A 24,735-nucleotide genomic window follows, 5' to 3' on the forward strand; every position below is an offset into this window, starting at 1 on the left:
TATTAAGTCAATTGGTATTACGTGTTTGATATCTGGTTTACTTACTGATGTAATGAGATAATCATTTAAAACCGAGCATTGATAGGTGGTTTCATTTCAATTAGCGTAAAGATTGGGTTGGTTTATTTGCATTAAGATACTTGGGTCCTCAATCGCTTTAAAGCCAAATATACTGTATAGAGGGTGAGCATCTGCAGTCGCAAGCATAAATCTTCTTAAACCCTGTAACTCTGGGTGTGTCATCACGGATTGCATGATAGTTTTAGCCACCCCTTTACCCCTTTCTTGCTCTGTAACAATCACATCAGCCAAATATGCAAATGTGGCGTAATCCGTTATCACACGACAAAACCCTTGAAATTGACCCTCATCATCAACAGACATAAAACTCAGGCTATTTCTAATTGACTTTTCCAAAAGAGATTTGGGGATCTGCTTCGCCCAATAAGAGCCAGAGATCAGTGCGTGTATTTTATCAAGATGAGTGAGTATTTGTGTGGTGTCTGTGATTATCATTCAATGCTCCCTTGATAACTAATAGGCTACTAAAGTAAGCGATCAGACGGACAATGAAAAGTAAAATTTTTTGTAGATAATTTTTGCCCAAGGTTCTGTTAAGACGATAAGAACATGCCATTACCACATCAAATTACATAATTTTGTACATAAAGAGGGAATACTTGTATAGAGGATCAGATAGTAGGCTAAAAACTAGCCTACTAAAGATATCAAGCCTAAAACCAAGAAGGAAAGGTTATTTATGCCATAAAAATTTAATATAAAATTAAATAAACTATAAATTTAATATTTAAAAAATATAATGACATGAAAAAATTGATTTTAGGTTGATTTTTAATCGCTGCATTTATTTTACGCACATTGCCATGTTTTAGGACACTGCATTGTTCTTAAACACATAAGCGTGTCAATGCCTGCGCCACCAGCAACTTGTGGTGTTTGTTGAGGGTTTAATTTAGCTGAAGCTGTACTCAGGTTCTTCATTGGTTTTTTGTTTAATTTAAGTAACATATTAATTTCCTTTAGTTAGTCACAAAATTCGGAGCAAAGATAACAGATAAATAAACACAAACAAGAGGAAATAATAAAAAACTTGATCTAGATAAAATTAAAAACAACAATATAAAAATATTTTATAATTTACGATCTTAATTTAACCACTTAATCTACATAAATGCACTATTCTAAAATTATAAACTATAATCACCACTTCAATGCTGCCAACATAGAGTTAAAGCAGTATGCCACAGTCGACACACTTAAATTACCTGAAGTTTGGATAGCAAGTGAGCTAATTCCTGATTTTTAAAATTACATTAAATTATTTCTTTATCTCACCATAGCAAGGGCAATACCGCTGCCGCGCACTGCTCTTGCTATGGTGCCTACATCTTGTGAACAATGTAGGTAAGGCGAATATATGCACCAATAGCTCGCTATGTGAGGTGAATGCACGCGGTTAGCGATAAAACAGGATGTTAGAAAGGCATTAGCTATCCAAAGTCCAGATTAAGTGGCAGATAACTATCGAATAATGAGATACAGATAACTGACGACACACAAAGTGTCGTCAGTTAAACAGGTTAATGCAACTCTATTGGGTATGTCGGGGGCTGATTCAACCTATTCCCGAGCGCGGAAAGCCCTTTCCACCACGCGAACCCAAACAGTAACATAGCAACTATCCATAAAGATGCGCTTAACGTTGATGTCGCTAATTGGCTAAACTGATAGACAAGCGTTGCCATAATATACGCAATTGAGGTCGTCCAGCCTATGACCAGCCACATCCATCTACTACCAGATTCACGCTTTATTGCACCGAGCACGGCCACACAAGGCGTGTAGAGTAAAATAAATACCAAGTAGCTAAACGCGCCAATCTGACCGTTGAACTTAGCGGCCATGGCAGTAAGTAGCTCAGCGCCATTGTCTTCCCCGCTATCAAGTTCATTCAATCCCAAGGGATCGCCAAGGTTGGCGATTAGGTCTTTGCTATTATCAACGATGGACATTAACGCTGCTTGCATTGAATCAAGTAATGAAAAAGCGTCATTATTTTCAGCTGAGCCTGTATAAAGTGCGTCCAGCGTGCCAACGATCGCCTCTTTGGCAAACATACCTGTAACCACTCCAACCGTTGCAGGCCAGTTTTCCTCTTTTAACCCAATAGGCTCAAACACTGGCGTGACGATTTGAGCCGTTTTTGCCAGTAATGAATGTTCAGTATTCTCATTACCAAATGAGCCATCAGTCCCAATTGAATTTAACGCACTTAGCAAAATAACTACCATCACAATCGTCTTACCCGCACGTTTTATAAAACCGCTTAAACGCTGCCATGTCGTCATCAATATGTTTCGCCAAATGGGCATATGGTAAGCTGGCATTTCAGTAAAAGAAGGTAACTTTTGGGTTTTAAACACCTGCTTTCTGAACAAAAAGCCAGAGCCGATAGCGACTAAAATACCTAGTAGGTATAACCCAAAGACAACATTGGCACCATTGGTTGGAAAAAAAGCCGCAGCAAATAACGCATAAACAGTTAACCGCGCACCACACGACATGAAAGGCGCCATAACAATTGTCAATAAGCGGTCTGATTCTCGCCCCATGGTTCTAGCAGCCATCACCGCAGGTACATTGCAACCAAAGCCAACAATCAAAGGAACAAACGCATTACCTGGCAACCCAATGGAGGACATCAATCGGTCAATAACAAATGCGGCACGAGACAAATAACCGCTATCTTCTAATATTGACAAACAAAGGTACAATACGGCTATCACTGGAATAAAAGTAGCGACTAGCTGAACCCCTGCCCCAAATCCGTCAGCAAGTAACACGCCAAGCCATTGAGGTGCACCAACATCTGCAAGTAACACTTTTACACCATCAATGAGAATGGCACCTACGGCGATGTCAAAAAAGTCGATAAAAACAGCACCAACGTTCACAGCTATCGTGAACATCAAGTACATCATGGCTAAAAAAATTGGAACACCTAACCATTTATTCAGCACAACTCTATCAAGGGTTTCTGTTGTATCTGCACGTTTTGGCGTGATAGTGCTTACACCAGCCGCTAACTTTTTAACCGCTTGATGGCGTGCGATCGCTTTTTCCAATGGATCATGTTGAAGTTTCGGTGGCTCTGCTCCCTCAGGCTTACTAGGAAACCGAGTGATTTCAATAAGCTGCTCCAACAGCTTCTCTTGCCCTGTGCCTTTTGCTCCATGAAATGCCACCACAGGTAAACCTAATTGTTCAGACAAACGTGGTAAATCAAGTGTCCGACCTCGCTGAGTCGCAACATCAACCATATTCGCCACAACGATGATCGGTTTACCTAACTCTTTAAGTTGTGACGTTAATATCAGATTTCGCTGCAAGTTAGCGGCATCTACAATGTTAATAATGACATCGGCTTCATTTTGCTTTAGGAAGTCACAAGCGATCTGTTCATCTTGACTTGGCTCGATCTGCTCCATGCTATATAGCCCGGGTAAATCAACCAGTTCTACGTTTGTGTTTTCTAAAGCAAAATAGCCAAATTTCTTTTCAACTGTAACACCTGGCCAGTTTCCAACTTTTTGTTTTGAACCTGTTAGGCGGTTAAATATTGTGGTTTTCCCGCAATTTGGGTTACCCACTAACGCAATTTTCATCCGCGATGACCTTCTCAAATTATAACGTTTTAAACCAATTTTCTTAATTAAGTGGTCTATTTGGAGGTGAGAAAATCTTGTCGATAACCCGGCAAAAATTTTGCTATTTAGTTGTTCTAAATAAGAAATTTTTAACCCTGTTAGCGTCAGATTTACTCCTTCAAATTGAGCAAGTATTAAGTCAAATTGGTATTAATTTCCACGAACTGTGCGTCGGCCTTACGCACACTCACAAAGGTATCACCCACTTTCACTTGCAACGGGCATCCAAGTGGGGCGACGTTGATCACTTCTATTTGCTCACTAGGAATAATACCAAGTGCCATTATTCGGCTTAGCAGCGCGGTATCAGGGTGGGTTAATGAAGTAATTGTCGCGGTGCTATTTTTGGGGAGTTTATCTAATGTCATTGAGTATGATAACAATTTGCAATAAAAGTGAGGCGCATCATACCTTATTACTAATTCGCTTTAAACGGAGTTGCGATAATAATCTATTATTTCCAGTTATTTAACCTCAGACGAAAGGCGCTAAGGTTCAATAAACCGTAACTCTGGGTAATCATTTGTTCCCTAGCTGCGGTTATCCCTTACTATTTGCGTTAAGTTTGTGTGCAATAGGCCGACTTGTTGAGTTCATTTTAGGTGTCTTCACTTTGATGGTGGAGGATTTCAGAACGGGTCTTATCAAAGTAATAAGCAGCCGAAAAGCTAACTATTGCTTTTGGTACAGGTGCTAAACCGACCTGTACTCCTGTTTTACTTAGGAAATAACGGGCAACTTCCCATCATTGTAAAAAGTATCTCGCCCCAAGGGTCATAGAATGTCCATGTACAAAACTCTTCACCCGACTCTCCATAACTGCGACCTGGATGTCGGCCAACGGCGGGCGGTAAGTCAATTCCACCACCACTTGAAGTACCACTACTTTTCACACTCGCTTCTCTATAAATATTAAGTGTTTCGATAATGCAATTCCGCATTACGTTTTGGCTTGCATGATTCTCCTGTAACTGGCGCACAGTCGTTCCTGAAAATTCCGTCATATCCTTGTTTAAATCCATGCGAATACCTTTACTAAAGTCTAAGTTATACACCACTCGATGATTACCATTGATGGCATCATGAAATTTTAAGTCAATCATCCTTCTCTTTGGTACGTACTCTGCTTGACCTGAGAATCCAACATTGCCCACACCTACCGTGTAGCCAAACTGAGTAATACGAGTGGTCTCAAATGCCGCCCCTAAGCTACCATACTCCTCAATTAGTGCTTTTTCTGTACGTTCTTGCAGCGTCGTTTTTGTCCTGCCGTCAAAGGCTAGTTTGGCGACTCGGGTAAAAGCTTCATTTTCACAATTATTTTCAGATAACATTTGCTGGAGTATAGTGTTAGTACTGATAGCCAGCGTGGATTGCATACTAGATGAATTGTACTCTTGGGAAACTTTGGTTGTTGCCCGATCCCAAGCATCATAGTACTTAATCAATTCATCCGCTAAATTACTAGCATCACGAGGAACCGTCTGAGCAACCGCCTGCAGGTTATTAGTCAGCTCATGGCGCCATCCACCTTGGTTTGAATGCGATAATTTATACAGCCACTTTTGATTTGTGTTTGCATTAATAATTAATACATCTTTAGGGTTTGAATAACAGCGTTGAGAGTCGTTATGATCAACTGAACCACCGTGCTCATAACACGTTATTTCAAGCTCGTACTTCTTTGCAAAACTCAGGGCACTCCTGTATCACATGTGTAACATAATTCTGAGTCATACATTTTCTCGTCGCAGACTCAGCATCGGATACGTGCGCCAAGCCAAGAAGAAAAATTGACGTAAATATTGCTCTAGCTATATTCTTATTCACTTATATTTTCCTTAATAATTACTATGAATAGTCCGGGTACAAGTAGAGCATAAATACATTAAAAGGCCAACAAATATACAAAACGAGTACATTTAGATCCTTTTTGACGTGTAGCCTGCTAATATCAAAAAGAGGCTTGATAACACCAAGCAGGCAACCAATCCGTAGTGCAAAAATACCCAACCGGATAAAACTGTCCCTATTAATCTTCCCATCGCATTGGCCATATAATAAAAGCCGACATCTAGCGATACGCCATCACTATCTGCAAGGCTAACAATTAGATAGCTGTGTATTGAGGAGTTAATCGCAAACACAACACCAAAAAGTAATAGCCCTCCCACAAGCGTAATGTTAGGCCAATGTTCTGTGTAAAGTGATACCGCAATAGCCATAGGTAAAATAGCCAAATAAAACGCCCAAATAGCAACTGCTTGTGGGTTATGGGCGTAGCTATCACGGTTGAGCAAGTTTGGTGTCAAAGACTGAACCAATCCATATCCAATCACCCACGTCGCCATAAATCCACCAACCCACCAATGATCCCATGCAAATTGTTTTGACAGATACACAGGTAATGCCACAACAAACCAAACATCTCTGGCAGCAAACAAAAACAGGCGTGCAGCCGACAAGCGGTTAATTGCTCGACTTTTTGAGAATACCTCAGTAAATTTTGGCTTATGCTTAGATTTTCCAAGTTCACTTTTTAAGCAAACCATACTAAAAAGCCACACCGCCATCAAAGCGGCAGCCATCACCCACATGGCCCCTGTAAAGCCGAGTAATGTCAACAGCACGCCACCAAGAAAGAATCCAACCCCCTTGAGCGCATTTTTAGACCCTGTAAGTATTGCCACCCACTTAAATAACGTTCCTTCCTGACCAGATTTTACAATCGCCTTTATGGCACTTTTAGCACTCATTTTATTGAGATCTTTGGCTACCCCAGAGAGCGCCTGCGCCGCCATAACATAAGGAATACTCAGCCAATTTGCCGGTACAACCAACATTAATAAAGCGATTATTTGTAGACCAAGACCAATATTCATTGTTCGGTTCAACCCGATCCGAGCGCCGAGCCAGCCCCCCACCAGATTGGTGATAACTCCGAAAATCTCGTAAAACAAAAACAGCATCGCAATTTCCAGCGGGTTGTAGCCTAGCTTATGAAAATGCAGTACCACTAACATTCTTAAAGCACCGTCGGTGAGCGTGAATGTCCAGTAATTGCCGGTAACTATCAAATACTGTCTAATATCTTGAGGTAAGGAACGTAACGTCATCGTATTTATTTACCCAGTGAAAGCCCAACCTTTAAAACCAACTCGGCAGTACGATTTGCATAGCCCCATTCATTGTCATACCACACGTACAACTTAACCTGTGTACCGTTTACAACCATAGTGGATAACGCATCAACAATACTTGAGCGTGGATCTGTTTTATAATCAATAGAAACTAAAGGCCTTGGCTCATATCCAAGGATCCCTTCAAGATGAGTCTGTGCAGCTTCTTTCATCCACTGATTGATTTCCTCAACAGAAGTGGGGCGTTTGACCTCAAAAACACAATCAGTTAATGAGGCATTTGCCAGTGGGATACGTACAGCATGACCATTGAGTTTCCCTTTTAGCTCAGGGAATATATGTGTAATCGCTGTCGCGGAACCAGTCGTAGTTGGAATGAGGCTCATGCCACATGCTCTTGCTCTGCGCAGATCTTTATGCGGTGCATCTAAAATAGTTTGGGTGTTGGTAATGTCATGGATCGTAGTCATTGAGCCATGCTTAATACCTATTTTGTCTTGTAGTACTTTAACAACAGGTGCTAAACAGTTTGTAGTACAAGATGCTGCAGTCACGATTTCATGTGGCTTTTCATCATAAAGGTGGTCGTTCACACCCATCACTATGTTTAGTACCCCATCTTCTTTTACTGGTGCAGTAACGACAACCCTTTTAACACCCTGATCTAAATATTGTTGTAGTAGAGCTTTGGTTTTCATTTTACCAGAGGCTTCTATAACAACATCGCATTGTGACCAGTCAGTATCAGCAATGTCTTTATTTTGGGTTACTGATAACTGATGACCAGCTATTATGATATGGTCACCTTGATGAGAAACTGCGTGTTCCCACTTGCCATGTACCGAGTCAAACTCCAATAAATGGGCAAGAGTCTCGGCGTTGCCCGCAGGATCGTTGATTTGTACAAACTCAAGCTCAGGCCAATCGAAACTTGCTCGAAGCGCTAAGCGCCCCATACGCCCAAAGCCATTAATTCCAACTTTAATTGTCATACGTACTCCTACTATGAAAGTTAATAAATTTAATACTAAATTATTCGCAACATGCAGCAGCCCGACTAGGGCGTTCACCCATTGAAGACAGTCGCTTTAATTCCGATGCAATATAGTTAGGTTGATGCAGAACTGTCGTGTTTATAACAGCCTGCATCCATCCAGGAAGCGTTGGGTTGATTGAGTAAAAAACCCACTTTTTGTATTTCCGGTCACACAATATTCCAGCTTTTTTCAGTTGTGATAAATGTCTTGATACTTTAGGTTGGCTTTCTTGCTCTAGGGCAATCATCAACTCACAAACACACAACTCGCCCTCAACGTTCAGCATGGCAAGCGTCTTCAAGCGAATGTCATCCGCTAAGCACTTATAAAATAGCAAAGGTGAGATTTCATCTGGCCTTATTTTTTTTTGATCCAGTAATGCAGTTACTTGTTCGTTTATTTCGAATAGCGTTTGTTGAAGGGCATTTGCACTATGTCGAGCTGAGGGACTGGCTATTTCCCACGGCAAGATGTGTTGACCTTGTAATTGGTGTTCACATTCGGCACGCACTTCATCACAAAGGGTGATCACAACATCAAAGTGCTCACCCTGGTAGGTATCAAGATGCTTACTATAGAGACTGTCAGTTTTTATGCCTTTGTGCTGCAAAAGCGCTAGCACTTCGGTCTTTATCTCACTCGGTTTAGTGCCAGCACTAAAGGCTTGTACATCAGCGCCACCATGAAAGTTCGCGATTGCTTGGGCGATAATTGAGCGCGTCGCATTTCCCGAACATAAAAAAAGTATCTTCATAAACACATAATAATTTAATTATATAACAAAATTATTATATGATAAGAGTACAGTGTCAAGCTCAGATTTTTAGTAACGGTGAGGTCGCTCTATGGCTCTTGCTACAACATTGAATTTACAATTTAAAATCAGTGACTTATATGATTTTGGGGAAATGTTTTCTGATACCTTTTCATGTGTACCGAGCTGATTTAGGAAGACCAGAAGCTTTATGGAACTCATAAATTTGAACACGGCGTGACAGCGTATAGTTTAGGTGAGTCTTGAAGTATTACCTTTGGTCTGACTAGAAATTGCAAGACAGTGCGCTATTTAACCAATGATTATTCGTTGTTTCCAACATCATTTTTTGTGGTATTGCTATAGTTAAGTTAACAGGATTTATGCCTGCTATCCTACCTATATGCTGTTTTAAGAGTGATTTTAGACCAGCTTCACTGAGGTTGTTAAATGCTGCTATTAACTCGGCTTTTTCTCTTTTTGATAGTTTAGCTGCCGTGAAAATAACGTCATAAAAACGCTCGATCCACAGTGAATAGGCTGATTGAGCGGCATTTTTGTGCTTTTGCACAAGCGCTAACACGCGAGGAGACACACGCTCGTACATCTCTTTTTCACCCCGTAATATATATACAAACAGCAAGTTAAGACCGGTATTTAGTTCACTACTTTCTCTTCCTGCTAGCTGATGCCTAGCATAGGCTAACTTAAAATAGTTAACCGCATCCTCAAAGTGACTTGTTTTAAGTGCCAATACCCCGAGGTTGTTTTCGATAATCCCCATCGCGCGCTGATTTTTAATACGAGTGCCTATAGCCAAAGAGCGCACAAAATAGTCTTTTGCCGAGATGTTATCGCCGTAATTATAGGCAATCACCGCGAGGGCATTCAGCGTTTTAATTTTTTCTTTCGCGGACCGTGCACTTTTTAGCGCGCACAGTAATAGGTGCTCAGATTGGCGGATATAACCACCTTTTCTTAGCCATACACTGGCATCATAAGTAAGTGAAAATCGATGCTCGCTGAAATACGTATTTTGCGGGTTCTGAAACAATACAGCTAATGCGCGCTGCGCCTGCTCTAACTGACCAAGTGATAACGCTATCGATACGCCTAAATGATGGAAATGAGCGGTATGGGCTGGAGTAAAATCCTCTAATTCAATAGCTTGATGTAGTTTATGTGCTTTGTGTGGATCGGACTCTAAAAAATAATTAACCGTATCAAGGCGATATTGAGCGTTGTCGTGTTCACCCCAAACAGCTGCAACGAAGAACAATGTAGGCAATATGACAAAAAGATTACAAATTAGATTACGCATAACAACAAAAAATATTTTATTCATACAAAATACTACATGAAGTAAATAAAATTCGTACCGTAAAATTTGTAACACTTTATTCTAAAGCCTATTGACTTTTGCTGTTTAATTTTCATTTTTCGGAATGGCTTAAGGCGCTTTGCAGGAGCCCTAAGTCTTTACTTTTTAAATCATATAAAGTGACTCTGTTACGCAGACTCTGATTTGTCTAAATACCAATTAAACCGCAGCAAAACCAACTTCAAAAATAAACTGACTCTAGTTGTGTTTACACAATCAAAAATTTAACTTGTTGCGATTGTTCAATATCGCATTTGCTAGTGAGATTTTTCAGGCGGTTATCATCAAACATATTTGGAAAGAAAAAAGGCCGCAGCTGCGGCCAAACACATCATGGGTAAAACAATGAAGGGATGTATCTGTGAATACGGGAGCTATTTTATGCGAAATATTGTAAATTAAAATCACATTATAATGATTGTTATCATCGCTTTTTTCGAACACTCATTGTATGATCCAGCTCGTGATACACTCTTATATCAATACTTAAAAAATAACACCTATGACTTTACTTTGGACTATCACCTTACTTTGGGCTTTTTCCTTTTCACTTATCGGTGTCTATTTGGCAGGAAATGTAGACCCGTGGTTTAGCGCTTTATCAAGAACGGTGTTAGCAGCACTGGTTTTTCTGCCATTTTTGCGGCCTACATCAGTTACTAAAACGCTAATGCTAAAATTGATGGCCATTGGTGCTGTACAAATTGGCTTAATGTATAGCTTTTATTATCACTCATTTTTATATCTCAGTGTGCCAGAGGTGCTGCTATTTACTGTGATGACCCCCGTTTACATTACACTTCTTAATGATTTACTCAACAAGTCGTTTAATCGTACTTTTTTAACTTCAGCGCTTATCGCAATGTTCGGTGCAATTACAATTCGATTTACAGAGCTAACGAGTGACTATTTTTTTGGTTTATTATTGGTACAAGGTGCAAACCTTTGTTTTGCTATAGGACAAGTCAGTTATAAGCGCTTGAGTGCACAACACTCGCTAATTCATCACCAAAGTTTCGGCTTTTTCTTCATCGGTGCATCTTGTGTCTTAGCTCTTGGCCTTGTTTTATTTGGTAATTTACAACAGCTACCCACTACTGGCCAACAGTGGGGTATTTTGATTTACTTAGGCCTCATTGCTTCAGGTATAGGATATTTTGTGTGGAATGTGGGATTAACCCGCGTATCTGTCGGCGAGTTAGCTGTGATGAATAACGCCCTTATCCCTGCGGGAATTTTAGTCAACTTATTTATCTGGAACAAAGAAGCTGATCTCATTCGACTTGGGATCGGGAGTCTAATTATATTTGCTGCGCTAGTGCACAGCAAACGAGCCAGTTCAGGTTAATTTTGAGATACGTTAACTGCGGCTTACACCACAGTCACTTTTTATCACTGAGGCTCTTTCATAAACGGTTTGAGCAGAATCGGCTTTGCTAAACTCAATGCTAATTTGATGTCCTTCTTCAAATTTAGGCTCAAAATAATCACTTTGGCAAACATAGTTGCGTGCTATGTTACTGTAATATGACTGTAATTCTGCCGACTCCGCAAATTTAGGCTCCAGCCCGCTAACGGCAATACGCACAGTAAAACGCTTTGCCGACTCAGAGACATCTATTAACTCTAACTGCTCTGAGCCGTATGGTTGTAGCTGCTTTACATCGCTACTTACAGTTAGTGCAAATTGATATTTTGAATACCCGTAGAGTCCCGCAACTAAAATCAATGCAACCAGTAATAGTAGTTTATTAAAGCTAGAAGAAATTGTTTTCATTTTTATATTCCATGGACCTTGATGTAACTTTCACAACTATACACAACGCCAAGTAACAATCTCAATGAGAATATGACCTAAAGTGTAACCATCTATGTTATTTAATTAACCTGAGGCTTGGATAAATAACTTACAAACTCTTCACGCCATAGGTATTTTTTAAAAAGTTCGTTAGTATCGGGGTATCAATACATGGTTACCCACTCAAATCAAAACATCATGAAAAAAATCTTACAGTTATTTCCACTTTGGGCTATCGCAGCAGCAATGATTGCATACCTTTACCCTGCCCTCTTGATCCCATTTAAAAGTACAATTATTCCTCTACTTATGTTTATTATGCTCACTATGGGGTTGACCCTTACCGCAAAAGATTTTTTGCGTGTTCTCGATAACAAAAAAGCGATTATCGTGGCGGTCTGCCTACAATTTACAGTGATGCCGAGTGTTGCCTACTTTATTGCAACCACAATGAGCTTAGAAACCGACTTATTAATTGGTATGATTTTAGTGGGCACAGTTGCTGGCGGTACGGCAAGTAATGTTTTGTGTTATCTCGCCAAAGGAGACGTCGCGTTATCGATTTCTATGACAGCAACGAGTACGTTACTCGGCGTGCTTTTAACACCATTACTCACTACGGTAATGATAGGACAAGTAGTTGATATTCAATTTTCTGATATGTTGATGAGCCTGCTAAAAATTGTGCTAGTTCCAGTGGCTGTTGGCGTTGCCTTCAATACTTTATTTGCCAAGCCGTTGGCGCGTTCCGTTATCAACACAACCCCTATTTTACCTTTACTGTCCATGCTCTCCATCATTATTATTATCGCAGTGATTGTTTCTCTTAATCAACCTAAGCTTGAAAGTATCGGACTCGTTGTGCTGGTCGCTGTGATCTTACACAATATCACAGGATTACTTTTGGGTTATTTCATTCCAAAAAGACTCGGTTTTGAAGAAAAAGTATGCCGTACAATGGCTTTTGAAGTGGGGATGCAAAACTCAGGACTTGCCGTCGCACTCGCCATGAAGTTCTTTACTCCTGCGGCGGCTGTGGCTGGTACCCTATTTTCAATTTGGCATAATATCAGTGGCTCAATATTAGCAGGAATATGGCGGCGAAGCGCCACCAGCTCATCTGATGACAACATAGTCTAGTATCAAATACTGGGCTTTTTATAATTGTTTATAGAAGTGAATTTTGCTATCTGATACGCCATTGATCTGTTCACATTTTACAATTTGGTAGTCGCGACTTATTAGCATCAATAGCATGTTTTTAAAAAGGTTTCTCGACTTTACTCTGATAGCGCTATAGCCTTGTGCCTTACACCAAGCCTCTTGCATAGCCAATAGCTGTTTCGCAATACCATTACCACGATGTTCAGGAACAACCGCGCCTAACCAACTATAAAACTCATTGTTTGGTAGTTCGTGACCTAACTTATACCCTACAGGCTTACCTTGATCGTACGCCACCAGCAATAAATGTTGTTTATCTCGCAGCTTATCTACGACTTCCTCTCGCTTTCTTGGCGTTGCAAATTCAGGAATTTGGTTCTCTATCGCAAGGAGGTCATCTACCAAGCCAATTTTATATTCTAGGTTCATATTAATGTCTGTGTAATTGAAAAAGCGTCGTTACATATCACTTCAGCAAATGCGCCGTTAATAAGCGTTAAATTCGGTGCTTGATGGCCGATATCGACATCATATAGCACGGGGAAATCGCAATCAGCAAATACATATTGCAAGGCATCTACGTGCGTCCAGTCGCTATCTTTTGCTAGCGGCTCGGGGTTACGACCAATTAAGACCCCTGCAACTTTCGAAAACCAGCCCCGTAGTTTAATACTTTGCAGCGCACGATAGTAAGCAGCTGGCGGCATTTCACCGTTTTCAAAGTATAAAATTATTGATTCGTTGGGATGCTCCTGTAAAAAAGCATCCAAATCAAAATATTCAGTGCCTGCCAATAACATGTGAATATCTAAACAGCCGCCTAATAATCTACCAGCAAACCGCTTGCTGCTTTCGCGATTCGCTAAAGTACGCCACTGAGTCGTGGTGGACAAGTTAAATCCAGCATCGGGAAAGTCAACAAAATTGAGTGGATCAGCCTCATAGTGAGTAGAAGGAAACTGTGTGAAGGAGTTATTAGGCGTGCACCTCAAATGGTCAAAAAGCCCTACCGTCAGCGGGTCTTGCTGGTGGCCATTTAGCTGCATAAGGTTAGTCCCATGAACGCTTGCCCAACCTAGTTTGCAAGTTACGGCACTAAGCAAAGTGCTGACGTCAGAGAAACCGATGATCCACTTTGGCCTAGCTTGTGCTAACTGCTCCCAATCAAGTTGGCTCAAAACATCCATCGCAATTGCCCCGCCCCATGGCGGCATAATGGCGTCTATTGTGTCATCGAGTAAGTATCCCATAAGTTCACTAACACGGGTTTTGGCATCAGCGCTTACATAGTTGTGGTTATCTCGCAGGCATTCACCAACCACGAGATCGAAACCTTGTTGCGTTAGATAACCCAAAGCATTGTCTAATCTCCCGTGCATAGAAGCAGGGACACCTGCAGAGAATGCTGTGATTGCAATTTTACTGCCCGCTTTTAACGGTGTAGGATACTTCATCATGACTCCTTCTTTTACTCCATTGTACCCGATCTATTTCTATTTTAATCTGAGCTCGTTATAAAAAAGTTAGTTAATCGCCTAACATACCTATGGTCAAAAGCATAATATCGCTCTAGTCTGAAGTTACTTCTTACTACAAGTCAAATTTGTGCATAAATAGCTAGCCTAGCCATGGTCAGCAAATAATAGTGAATGTCAGTGTTGATGCAAAAACTTTGTGGAGCTTCATTAATTGAGGTAACTGAGGAATAGTAAATTGCGAGTCATTCCTCCCTTCGTTCATTAACACTTGAATCGTCCGAAACCATTTTATCACTTTGCAACTTTGGGTAGTTCATTAGGTGAAAAATTCCACAAACCATCAACTTCCTTAGTATCCACATGCTGACTCTATAGTACTTAGTTTGGCTGAAAATTTGCGTTCAAAAAGCAGTGAAAAAAAGTGTACGTAAAGAGCTTCCAGTGCCAGGAAATAGCCCACCCTTGCTTTTCATTATGTAGTTCAGCATGTTAACTCCGTTCAATAGCTAACCCTGCTTTAAGCGGTGGGTTAGCTATTTTATGAAGCGAAGTGAAACCAAGCCAACGGTTACCTGTTCGGCTTTGAGTCTTGGAATTTAAGGTTGCAATAGCATCTTGCTCCATTGCCCATCCGCATTTTTGTATAGTTCACGCAGATGTAAGCGGTTTTCTTTAAATGTCAAAAACTCAATTGATAAAGGCTTTATTATGTAACCACCCCAATTTTTTGGTTTTGGTACGATGTTACCTGCCATTTGTTCTTTTATATCATCAAATTTTGATATTAATTCTGATTCTGAAGATAGAGGTTTACTCTGGTTAAAACACATTGTGGTCAATTGAGCATCCCTTGAACGCGTTTGCCAATATTTAATTGCTTCTTCTTCAGATATTTGTTGCGCAACGCCAACGGCTCGTATTTGAATGCCAATATGATCCCACCATAAAGCTAAAGAAACTTTTGGATCCCTACGAATATCGTCTCCTTTATTTGAATCAAGATATGTGCAAAATACCAAGCCACATTTACTTACCGATTTTAAATCGACAAAACGACTTTCAGGAAATCCGTCTTCATTTATTGTTGAAACGCAGACTGCACTTTTTTGCTTGAGCGGCGTATCCAAAAGCGCCTGCTCCCATAAGGTATTAAACTTATCTATTGGATCATCCATTTACAACATTCTCCCTTAGGTATAGCGCCTCACTAACCAGCGCAGCTTTTTGCGTCCGGCACCGAAAGCGCGAAGTTAATCGACTTATTATATCTATTCACTAAACTGGACTTGATAGTCAATAAAAAGAGTTACCTGCTTATCATCCTTTTGCCTTACGATCACAGGGTTCTCAAGGCCTGATATAGATACCTTATAGCCTGTTCCTAAGGCTTCCTTTGTTGTGTTAATCTCTAATTTTATTTTTTCAAGTAAAGATGCCCTATATTCACTAGGCGAGCTTATGGCCAGTGAAGTATTGCCCAGCCTTAAGCTAGTGTCTTCAGGCCTTTTGATACGATTTATGAAGGAGTATATATCTTGAGTGGCTGAGTAGACATCCTTTCCTTTGCGTAACTTAGAAAGTATATAAAAGCTAGAGCCTGCACTCCTACCATAGGATTTAGATATAGAGAAAGATGATTTTTCTTGAGGCGAAAGCGAAATAACACCTTGTTGAAAATCTATTCCTTCAGATTTTGATGCCGCTGAACGTATAGAGTTCTGCAGGCTTTTAATAAGTTTTGCTCTCTCAGAAGGATACTTCGCATCGCTTGACAGGGTCACAGACATCGCTATGTATTCGGCTTCAATATCAATGGAGCCGTTTACTGGAACATCGCCTGTATCGTATGCGATTACAATAGCTGAAAAATCAGCATACGCATTGAATGCAAATAATGATAATACTAAAGTAGCTACTTTTAACATAGTAATTCCTTTTAAGGTGTAACGCCTAAATAACAAGCAAAAAATTTTGGCTAGAATAAGCGACGAAGGAACAAAAGCCAACTGTATTTCGTCCTTATTTAACAGCTTGTTACATGAACATTAAAATCATAATGGCTAAATTTGTGAAAATTTAAGATCTAAATTGATAATTCAACCGTATTGGATCATGAAAAAATGGTTGAAAAGGTGAGCATATTATGAAGATGTTTACACTGAGATTATATGAGTGCTACACATATTTTTTTGATTCAAAGAAAAACCCTCTCAGGCACATTCCTGACCCTGTCAGTAGATTCTACATAATGACAATTTTAGCGGGTATGTGGAGCTTTTCTTTTGCTATCTATTTTGGAAGTATAATATATTTTGGAATTAGCTTAGCAGCTCATGTAATACTGTTACTGATGTTTTTTTTTCACCATGGCAGTGTTTTATGACGCTGAAAAAAATAAGTCTTCATGGCTGTTAAAACTTCGAAGAGGCAATAATTGAGTGTTAACTACCAGACGTTTAAAAATTTCGTTCAATTGGCTAGTAGAGCTTGGCTAAAGCTGGTGAGCCGGGTTTATTAGTTAATGCTTTGATGGTTTTTGACAGTATGGGTTGCACGAAAAAACTAAGATTTCTAGTGGTAAGACCAATACCTGATGTGACAACGTCATAGCAGAGTTGGGTAATCGAACGATGTCAATACCAAAGAAAGGCAGCCGATTCACAGTTCTGCAACCTTGATCCTAGGCGTTTTGGGTAGGCCTAAAAGTACATTGTCACCGAAGGCTGTGTTAAAAGAACGGTGCTCCTAAATCACTCAGGAGTTATGCTTCGCATCCAGCGTAAAAAAGCCTAACCGACAACGCTTACATTATCAATATCCGCTAACCGTGAAGACGCCCCCTTGTTACTAAACCACTTCATATCGTTTGTAAAGGTCATCACAATAAGGCTACATTTTTTCCATATAGATACTCATATAGAGTTTCGAATGAGCGTGCGTCGTTATTCTTTAGGTTTAACCAAAACTCATGCTTTGGATAGCGTTTGTAAAACGCCTAGAACTTGGGAATCTCAAGAAACCAAAGACACCCACTGTTAATTTGTGCCTTTTTTAAAAGTCGTCTACGCTCTAACTCTGTACTCAAGGCGCCGTGATTGGGTTGAAGAAAAGCTCCTGATATTGTCTGCCGTCTTTTGTATCGACGTCTGTGCGTATGCGGTGATGAGTAATCACACCCACATTGTATTGCATGTTGATGATAAAAGAGCAAAGCGCTTATCTGACAAGGCCATAGTGATACACTGGCACAAGCTGTTTAAAGGTAACTGGGTAACGTGGAAGTTTATTGAGGAGGAGCTTCTAAGCGAGTCAGAGCAGTTGATGTTCAGTGAATATATTGCCAAGTACAGACAGAGATTGGCAGATATTAGCCGGTTTATGCGGATACTCAACGAGGATATTGCCCGCAGAGCAAATAAAGAGGATGAATGCACAGGCCGATTTTGGGAAGGCAGATTCAAATCTCAACCCTTGCTAGATGAAGCCGCATTAGCTGCTTGTATGGCATACGTCGACTTGAACCCCATTCGAGCCAAGTTAGCCCTAACGCCTGAAACCTCTGACTTTACCAGTATCAAAAAGCGAATCGACCATGCAAGGCAAGGGAAACAACCAAACAGCCTATTACGATTTGCGGGTAGCCCCCGAAAGAACATACCAAAAGGGCTGCCTTTCGAACTCAAGTCTTATCTAGAGTTAGTCGAGCTTACTGGGGAAATGTATTCGCACCGATAAAAAAGGTGCTATCCTAGAGTCTCAACCAATTTTATCTCGGCTAAACATCGAACCTGATAATTGGATGAAACTCACAACCCAATTTTCTCGAGTTTTCCATGGTGCTGTTGGTCGAGAGCGAGTACTCACCGCTTACTGTGAAACACTTAAAAAACGACGGCGCACAAATCTAGCCAATTGTGAACGCTTGTTGGTCTAACGAAATAAAACTTTTCGCGATAACCCCGCAAGCTGCGCGAACCGCAGTCTCCCCCATGCCGTGTGCGATACGCTGATTTTGGCGTCGAGAAATACGTAAACGCCAATAATTAGCTTATTTTAGGAGCATTTTTGATATGAGTGGCGAACACTTTTTTGCAATTCGAAGTCGAAACTGCCGTAACTATGGTGAATAGATAACAGTGGATGTCTGTATTGTTTTTGTAAATCAAACCGTAACACCTTTAATGTTGAGAAGCGTTAAAACATTAGCTTCAGCGGCATTTTTAGTACCTAATAGTAAATGCATTAAAAATGAACCAAGAACCATAGGTGCAGCCATATAGACACATGAAGGTAATCAAATTCGAAATTTATAATTTAAATCTTAACTCAATGTAACTCCGAGTTATATAACTGCCTTGTTAGAAATAATTTACAGCAATGAAAAACCTTTAGGCGCTAAAGGTTTATTAAATTTGTATAAATTGACGTAAATAATAGCTGGCTTTTCTTGACCTTCGTATGTCAGTTGGTAACGATCTAATAAACCACCGCCAAAAGGCATGGATTTATCTTCAAATGCACAGCAACTCCCAAGCCGTGTCACTTTAACTTTTTCACCGTTCGGACCTATTAGCCCTTCAAAATATTCTATGTGTGCACTCGCACTTTTAGTACCACGTAAAAAACTGCCCAATTCTATTGGCTTTTTCTCTGTGTAGCCGTATTCAGGATCATTTGACGTTAAGTGAAAGCTATCCGTCGAAATAGATTCTTTAGGTGTAGTGTTACATCCGAAAATTAATAAAGTGAAAAAGACCACTAAGACTTTCTTCATTGCAGATACTCCATTTTATTTCTAACGCCCTAATATGGGGCTGATAATGCTTGGATAAACTTGTGTAGTGGAACTGAGCCAAGCGTTAGCAGTCCCATACTTAATTAACTTATTTAGCCTTACTTACTACCTAAATACTTGGCGTGAGCTTTTTCATTATCATCAGTATTGATAAGTAAGTAGCCGTATCCAGGAGATCCCCTATCGGATGTTGCAACTGTGATTTCTGAAATAGGAAACCACAGCATTGCATCAATTTGCTCTAAAGGTTCTATTTCTCAAATAGAGTCACCTTCTAGAATTATTAATTTTCCACTATCAATATTTTCTTGTATCCAATGACCGCTGCTTCCTCCCACATACTCAGACTTAGTATTTTCTTTCGGTTTGGAGCTTTCAGTTAATGAAATACCATCTTTAGCTCATGTTATTTGCCCATTATCAGTGATTACTAGGACATCTTTATTTTTGATATTGCCTAATATATCGTAAAATTTCCAGACTCTCCGTCAAATATGGAGCCTGTTTTGGAAAGTGAATAAAAAAGACGAGTTAACACCATATAACTTATTAAAGCTTTAGTTCAACATTATCCAAAGATTGTACATTTGTAGAGTGTTCAACATTCAATAGTGACACATCACCAGATGTATTATACGAATTCATCTTAACCACAGAATATATGAACTTTTTTTCATTCTCTAAAAAATTAATAATATGTCTATTAGATGCGCCATATAAACTCATATCAACATCAACAAACTTATTAGCACTAATAATTACATTTGAAATATGCTTTCCAGAAATCAACTCTCCCGCAATATCTGAAACGATACGGATGCCTCCTCTTGATTTGAATGCAGTATTTTTTATAAAAGACAACCCATTCCAGTCTATTGCTTCATTAACATTACTGATCGAGTTTGGGAATACATTGAGAATAAATTTATTAACGTTTGAAAAGGAATTATCTTTAATAACAACGTTAGAATAATAATTAACCTCCATTGCAGAACCATGTATGAAATTAAATATATTACCTTCTACTAATGCATTAGATACACCTTTACGTGATGATAGTTTTAACCCTCCTTTCATTTCATAGAATAAGTTATTTTTAAAGATTATATCCCTCGTTCCTCCAAAATCCTTACTCCATGGATGTGTAGTTGTGACTTGAGTTACATTATAGAAAACATTACCTTCAGCACGAAAATTTTTAGAATTAACTTGCTCTCCAGAATAATGACTCCTGGATGAGGTTATACGTAATGCCGCATCACCAAAATTATAGAAATTACTATTTTCAACTGACGAACCCGACGTACCAGAGAATAACACACCCTGCTCTCCCCAGACGATATTGGTAGTGTTTTCATTAATATATTTAGCATCTGTCAAACCATAAAATGAAACTCCATCAATTGATACATTATCTGAATCAATGACTGACAATATGTATTCACCATTAAATGAGTTACACTTTCTAATTTTAACCTCACCTACACCAACTATTTTAATGTCAGTTTTATTCTTAATATACACTGTAGAACAAACATCATAATCTCCAGGTTCTATCTCTATGGTAGACCCAGATTCCGCTCGCTCAATCATACTAAAAAAATCATTACCTCCAGAGTAAGCGCTCACAGAAAAAGAAATAAATATTACGAAGAAAAATTTCAACCCAAGCATTTAAACACCTTATACATAACAACGTAAAAATAAAAACATACCATTTTAACGGCTTAAAAAACTTTTGAAAACACAATAAAAACTTATTAAACTCGACAAGCTTGAGCAATTAAAAATTAGTAAAATGCAATACAAAAATATCTTAGATAAAAATATAACGCCTCGTTTATCCGGCGCAAAATTGTTGGCTAAAATTAGCGAAAGCCAACTGTTTTGCGTCCACTTTGAGCTACTTGTTAGCAATTATTTACTCCGAACCATCAAAGCCACCAGACCATTCACCAGCTAGTTCGTATTCGATAACACCTAAATCTTGTTGATGGTTTAAAACCTCAATGAATTCTTCATAATCACGAGTCGGCGTGACATTTAATGCATATAAATCATCATTCCATTTTTCAGAGCCTATACCTTCTCCTTTAAATTGTTTAAGTCTAGAAAAGTTACTATCCCCTGACTGCTCGTCTACAAAGAAAACTCTAATCGTGTGATGATTGCTAGATTCCACTTTTTCTATCACTTGTAAAACTCCCTCCTCATCTTCTTTGACAAGTACTACATCATCAAAGTTAACACCATAAGCAAAAATGGGTATATTTTTAAGCTGATATGTATTTTCGGAGATTTTATCTGCCCATAATGATTCACCACCATATCCAGAAGGATGGTCATCTAAAGGAGATCTAATTTTATGCTTAATGCGACTATTAATAATAATTGCTAACGCCTTAATAAACGGCGCAAAGTAGCAGGCTAAAATTAGCGACGAAGGAGCGCAAGCCTGCTGTTTTGCGTATTTGGTTAAAGCGTTTGTTAGCTATTTATATTTTATATCTCAACGAAGTGGATGCGTGTTAATCAGGGTGTTGCACTTTTCGCAACGGTGACCTTTTACCAAAATAATACGTGTTAAAATGTTATCAACAATTTCGGTATCTGATTCCAAGTATCCCTTACCATTACAGTTTTTTACGGTACATTTAACAGGGACAAACTTTAAAAAACAATATAGTCCGATAACGCTGACAAAGGCGGGTATCAGTATGTTGTATATAATGAACTCACCTAAACTATTTGTTGTAGAATATATACCTAAAAATCTTGGGCTCAGCCAGATACCTAAAACAATCAAAATTGATAATACTTTATGGATGCTTCTATGCATAAAATTTCCTTTGAACTAGAAAAATAGCTAACGCCTTAATAAACTTCGGAAAATAGCAGACTAAACTAAGCAAAGAATGAGCGCAAGCCTGCTGTTTTACGTCCACTGTTTAATTAATTTGTTAACTTTCAATTACTGAAACTATGAGCCTTTTCAATACTTACACCATTAACTTGCTCTTGGGTTAGCAAGTGCTCTTTATCTATAAAAGTAAACGTAGGTCTCTGAGTTTCGTTTCCTAGCTGAACTTGAACAGTTAGACTTAACGTATTTTCATAACTAGGTATTTTATTAGCAACTACTCCGAGAAATGAAGGTCTAGAGCTATTGTCATTCTCATAATTATCTACATACTCAAAAAAGTTTTGTTCTGAAACTTCCACCCAAACACCCCAGCCATAACTTTTTTCAGAATCTATAACTGGAATATAAGCAACGCCCCTAAGGAAATAGCGCTCATCAAGTCTGCATAAATCAGAATCTATTTGCGTGCGGTTATTCTTTTCAGCTTCAGGTAATGCCCAAACTTCGTCTGGCATTTTGTAGCTTTTATCAAAAGAAATATCCCCTATATATTTACCACAACATCCACACTTCAATTTGTTCTCCTGAAAGCTAACGGGCTAATAAAGCTTGGCTATAATTGGTGAGGCACGAACCAAGCCAAGCTTTATTAGTCCATGCGTTGATGCGCTTGTTAGCCGCCACCTGCCGCCATAATTGTTGCTCCCAAAAATACAGCAGGCACTACGACTACAGAATCAATGACGATTGTCGCAGGGGTAGCAACTATCTTCCCTGCCGTTTGAGAAAAGGTTGATGGCTGTGCAATTGATATACGCTGACTTTTTTCAAGCTTTTCTAATGGTAAATCACCCTGTACTATGAATCGCTTTCCTTCTACTTTTTCCGTAAGCTTAAGCCTTTTTAACAGTTTATCTTTTTTGAAGCCGAGGGACAAAAGGTGAGTTTCTATTTCTAAGCTAGGCTCATCGCTTAGTAGTGTTAGCGATACGTTACCAACTATCGTATTGTCTTTCTTTAATTCAAAGTCGTTAAATGATGGGTAAAATTCAATTTTTCTGGATAAAATAAGTGCTTCTCCAAAATTTTTATTGATTTCGAAAAGATAAGCAGAGTCTGAGGCTGTAACAAACAACTCTCCAGTATCACTTTTTACGTAGAAACCGTCTATCATTTCCTTCTTGTATTCAGGTGCCCAAAGTGCAGTTGTGCACCCCGAAATGATTAAGATGGCGAGTAAAAAAAGTACTTTCATAAAACTTCCTTTTTAAGAGTTGTTCGTTTGAATACCGTGGCGGCTAACGCCTTAATAAACGCCGGAAAATAGCAGGCTAAACTAAGCGAAGAATGAGCGCAAGCCTGCTGTTTTGCATCCACGGTTTAATTAGCTTGTATGGATAATACACCCATCTTAACTATTCTTTATATACCGATTTAGGGTAATGTGAGGCCCAAGCTTTAGCTGCAACTAAAGCCTTCTTTTACAGTAGTTCGATTGATTGCAGGCTCCTCTGTCGAGAGACCGATAACAAGAAAGAACGCTGTAAAAGACTCCAAGCACCACACTCGAATAGTCTACTGGGCCTCGAGCCCGCATTACGCAAGCAAGAGTTAGCTTATATGAATACCAAAACAAATCAAAGCATTAACATCGGTGTCGATACTGGTAAATTCCAACTTGACATTTACGTTCGACCTTCAGAGATTTATTTCACTGTTTCTAACGATGACAAAGGAATAAAAGAAGCCTTAAACGAGATTAAAAAGCACAAACTCGAACGTATTATTATCGAAGCCACGGGTAGATTAGAAATGCCAATCATTATGGCCTGCGCTAAAGCTGGTTTACCTTTTGTCATTGCCAATCCAGTTCATTTAAAACGCTTTGCTGGCGCAATTGGTCAACGTGCTAAAACGGACAAGCTGGACGCTAAACTTATTGCTCATTATGGTGAAGCTATTAAACCATCGTTATCTCAGTTAAAACCTGATAATATACAGCTTATGAGTGATTTAGTTGCACGTAGAAACCAATTAATTGTCATGCAAACTATGGAAAAAAACCGACTCCAAATATTACCTAAAGAACTCGCTATGACAATAAAACCAATCCTCACTGCATTTAAGAATAAGATAGACAAAATCGAAAATAAAATCGTCAAGTTAATAGAATCATGTCCTGAATATCAGGCTAAAAACCATCTACTTCAAAGTATGAAAGGTATTGGGAAAATCGCTGCTGAATCCATCATTAGTAACTTACCCGAACTAGGGTATATGACGAACAAACAAGCTTCCGCATTAGTCAGTGTTGCACCGATAAATAGAGAAAGTGGTCGCTTCAAAGGCATGCGAAAAATACAAGGTGGTCGCCATCAAGTTAGGACTGTTTTATACATGGCCATGATGTCCGCAATACAATCCAACCCAGTTTTTAAAGGCCAATATCAAAAGTTGGTGGCTGCAGGAAAACCGAAAAAAGTAGCTTTAATCGCATGCGTTAGAAAGATGATTGTCATCTTAAATTCGATGCTCAGAGACGGGGTAATGTGGGAAGCGCCAACAGCTTAAAATTACCCGAGATCGGTTTAAGCCAT

Annotated in this window: 22 protein-coding genes and 1 pseudogene; 4 read left to right on the forward strand and 19 right to left on the reverse strand. The window is 39.3% G+C overall.

The genetic code is table 11. The features are described 5' to 3' along the window. Positions 1-96: 96 nt before the first annotated feature. From D9603_RS13465 to D9603_RS13500, 9 genes are all read right to left on the reverse strand, one after another. Positions 97-516, reverse strand: a complete 420-nt coding sequence (locus D9603_RS13465; protein ID WP_128731694.1) for a GNAT family N-acetyltransferase — start codon at positions 514-516, stop codon at positions 97-99. Between the two features lie 354 nt (positions 517-870). Continuing rightward, the gene (locus D9603_RS21665) at positions 871-1,029 is read right to left on the reverse strand and encodes a hypothetical protein (RefSeq protein ID WP_161972751.1); all 159 of its coding nucleotides are present in this window, start codon (positions 1,027-1,029) and stop codon (positions 871-873) included. Between the two features lie 572 nt (positions 1,030-1,601). Continuing rightward, on the reverse strand, positions 1,602-3,686 hold the full coding sequence (feoB, locus tag D9603_RS13470) for a ferrous iron transport protein B (RefSeq protein ID WP_128731695.1): 2,085 nt from the start codon (positions 3,684-3,686) through the stop codon (positions 1,602-1,604). A 176-nt stretch (positions 3,687-3,862) separates the two neighbouring features. Continuing rightward, positions 3,863-4,096, reverse strand: coding sequence for a FeoA family protein (locus D9603_RS13475; RefSeq protein WP_128731696.1), 234 nt, complete (start codon positions 4,094-4,096; stop codon positions 3,863-3,865). Between the two features lie 348 nt (positions 4,097-4,444). Continuing rightward, positions 4,445-5,176 carry a hypothetical protein gene (locus D9603_RS13480; protein WP_128731697.1) on the reverse strand — a complete coding sequence of 244 codons (732 nt, stop codon included), beginning with the start codon at positions 5,174-5,176 and terminating at the stop codon, positions 4,445-4,447. A 474-nt stretch (positions 5,177-5,650) separates the two neighbouring features. Beyond that, on the reverse strand, positions 5,651-6,844 hold the full coding sequence (gene arsJ, locus D9603_RS13485; protein WP_128731698.1) for an organoarsenical effux MFS transporter ArsJ: 1,194 nt from the start codon (positions 6,842-6,844) through the stop codon (positions 5,651-5,653). A gap of 5 nt (positions 6,845-6,849) precedes the next feature. Then, positions 6,850-7,860, reverse strand: a complete 1,011-nt coding sequence (locus D9603_RS13490) for an ArsJ-associated glyceraldehyde-3-phosphate dehydrogenase (protein ID WP_128731699.1) — start codon at positions 7,858-7,860, stop codon at positions 6,850-6,852. 40 nt (positions 7,861-7,900) lie between these two features. Further along, a complete protein-coding gene (locus D9603_RS13495; protein WP_128731700.1) occupies positions 7,901-8,659 on the reverse strand; it encodes a metalloregulator ArsR/SmtB family transcription factor in 759 nt (252 codons plus the stop codon). Positions 8,660-8,945: 286 nt separating this feature from the next. Beyond that, the gene (locus D9603_RS13500) at positions 8,946-10,004 is read right to left on the reverse strand and encodes a hypothetical protein (RefSeq protein WP_128731701.1); all 1,059 of its coding nucleotides are present in this window, start codon (positions 10,002-10,004) and stop codon (positions 8,946-8,948) included. Between the two features lie 538 nt (positions 10,005-10,542). Between D9603_RS13500 and D9603_RS13505 the strand changes: the two genes are divergently transcribed. Continuing rightward, positions 10,543-11,388, forward strand: coding sequence for an EamA family transporter (locus D9603_RS13505; protein ID WP_125253437.1), 846 nt, complete (start codon positions 10,543-10,545; stop codon positions 11,386-11,388). 12 nt (positions 11,389-11,400) lie between these two features. Here the strand turns inward: D9603_RS13505 and D9603_RS13510 are convergent, their stop codons facing one another. Then, positions 11,401-11,817: a hypothetical protein gene (locus D9603_RS13510; protein ID WP_128731702.1), complete on the reverse strand. Its 417-nt coding sequence runs from the start codon at positions 11,815-11,817 to the stop codon at positions 11,401-11,403. Between the two features lie 216 nt (positions 11,818-12,033). Between D9603_RS13510 and D9603_RS13515 the strand changes: the two genes are divergently transcribed. Beyond that, positions 12,034-12,978, forward strand: a complete 945-nt coding sequence (locus tag D9603_RS13515) for a bile acid:sodium symporter family protein (protein ID WP_128731712.1) — start codon at positions 12,034-12,036, stop codon at positions 12,976-12,978. A gap of 18 nt (positions 12,979-12,996) precedes the next feature. Here the strand turns inward: D9603_RS13515 and D9603_RS13520 are convergent, their stop codons facing one another. The 4 genes from D9603_RS13520 to D9603_RS13535 all read right to left on the reverse strand — a co-directional run bounded on the left by D9603_RS13520 (position 12,997) and on the right by D9603_RS13535 (position 16,405). After that, on the reverse strand, positions 12,997-13,431 hold the full coding sequence (locus tag D9603_RS13520) for a GNAT family N-acetyltransferase (protein WP_128731703.1): 435 nt from the start codon (positions 13,429-13,431) through the stop codon (positions 12,997-12,999). Further along, complete coding sequence (locus D9603_RS13525; RefSeq protein WP_241651662.1) at positions 13,428-14,459, reverse strand: S66 peptidase family protein; 1,032 nt, start codon at positions 14,457-14,459, stop codon at positions 13,428-13,430. Before D9603_RS13525 ends, D9603_RS13520 begins: the two co-directional genes overlap by 4 nt. A gap of 617 nt (positions 14,460-15,076) precedes the next feature. After that, positions 15,077-15,655, reverse strand: coding sequence for a pyridoxal 5'-phosphate synthase (locus D9603_RS13530; RefSeq protein WP_128731704.1), 579 nt, complete (start codon positions 15,653-15,655; stop codon positions 15,077-15,079). A gap of 93 nt (positions 15,656-15,748) precedes the next feature. Further along, positions 15,749-16,405, reverse strand: coding sequence for a hypothetical protein (locus tag D9603_RS13535; protein WP_128731705.1), 657 nt, complete (start codon positions 16,403-16,405; stop codon positions 15,749-15,751). Between the two features lie 1,117 nt (positions 16,406-17,522). Between D9603_RS13535 and D9603_RS13545 the strand changes: the two are divergent. Continuing rightward, positions 17,523-18,414: pseudogene (locus tag D9603_RS13545) on the forward strand (transposase). A gap of 435 nt (positions 18,415-18,849) precedes the next feature. On the opposite strand, the gene D9603_RS13550 reads toward D9603_RS13545, so the two are convergent. The 5 genes from D9603_RS13550 to D9603_RS13570 all read right to left on the reverse strand — a co-directional run bounded on the left by D9603_RS13550 (position 18,850) and on the right by D9603_RS13570 (position 23,393). Continuing rightward, complete coding sequence (locus tag D9603_RS13550; protein ID WP_128731706.1) at positions 18,850-19,254, reverse strand: hypothetical protein; 405 nt, start codon at positions 19,252-19,254, stop codon at positions 18,850-18,852. Between the two features lie 570 nt (positions 19,255-19,824). Next, the gene (locus tag D9603_RS13555; protein WP_128731707.1) at positions 19,825-20,949 is read right to left on the reverse strand and encodes a right-handed parallel beta-helix repeat-containing protein; all 1,125 of its coding nucleotides are present in this window, start codon (positions 20,947-20,949) and stop codon (positions 19,825-19,827) included. Between the two features lie 247 nt (positions 20,950-21,196). Beyond that, complete coding sequence (locus tag D9603_RS13560; RefSeq protein ID WP_128731708.1) at positions 21,197-21,709, reverse strand: DUF4265 domain-containing protein; 513 nt, start codon at positions 21,707-21,709, stop codon at positions 21,197-21,199. Between the two features lie 533 nt (positions 21,710-22,242). Beyond that, entirely contained in the window at positions 22,243-22,713 is a 471-nt protein-coding gene (locus D9603_RS13565; protein WP_128731709.1) for a DUF2199 domain-containing protein, read from the reverse strand. A gap of 98 nt (positions 22,714-22,811) precedes the next feature. Then, positions 22,812-23,393, reverse strand: coding sequence for a hypothetical protein (locus D9603_RS13570; RefSeq protein ID WP_128731710.1), 582 nt, complete (start codon positions 23,391-23,393; stop codon positions 22,812-22,814). Positions 23,394-23,758: 365 nt separating this feature from the next. Here D9603_RS13570 and D9603_RS13575 point away from each other — a divergent pair, with 365 nt between their 5' ends. After that, positions 23,759-24,709 (forward strand): IS110 family transposase, encoded by a 951-nt coding sequence (locus tag D9603_RS13575; protein WP_128731711.1) that lies wholly within the window; start codon positions 23,759-23,761, stop codon positions 24,707-24,709. The last annotated feature ends 26 nt before the right edge of the window (positions 24,710-24,735 follow it).

It is taken from the genome of Pseudoalteromonas sp. PS5 (assembly GCF_004103255.1).
GTDB lineage: Bacteria > Pseudomonadota > Gammaproteobacteria > Enterobacterales > Alteromonadaceae > Pseudoalteromonas > Pseudoalteromonas peptidolytica.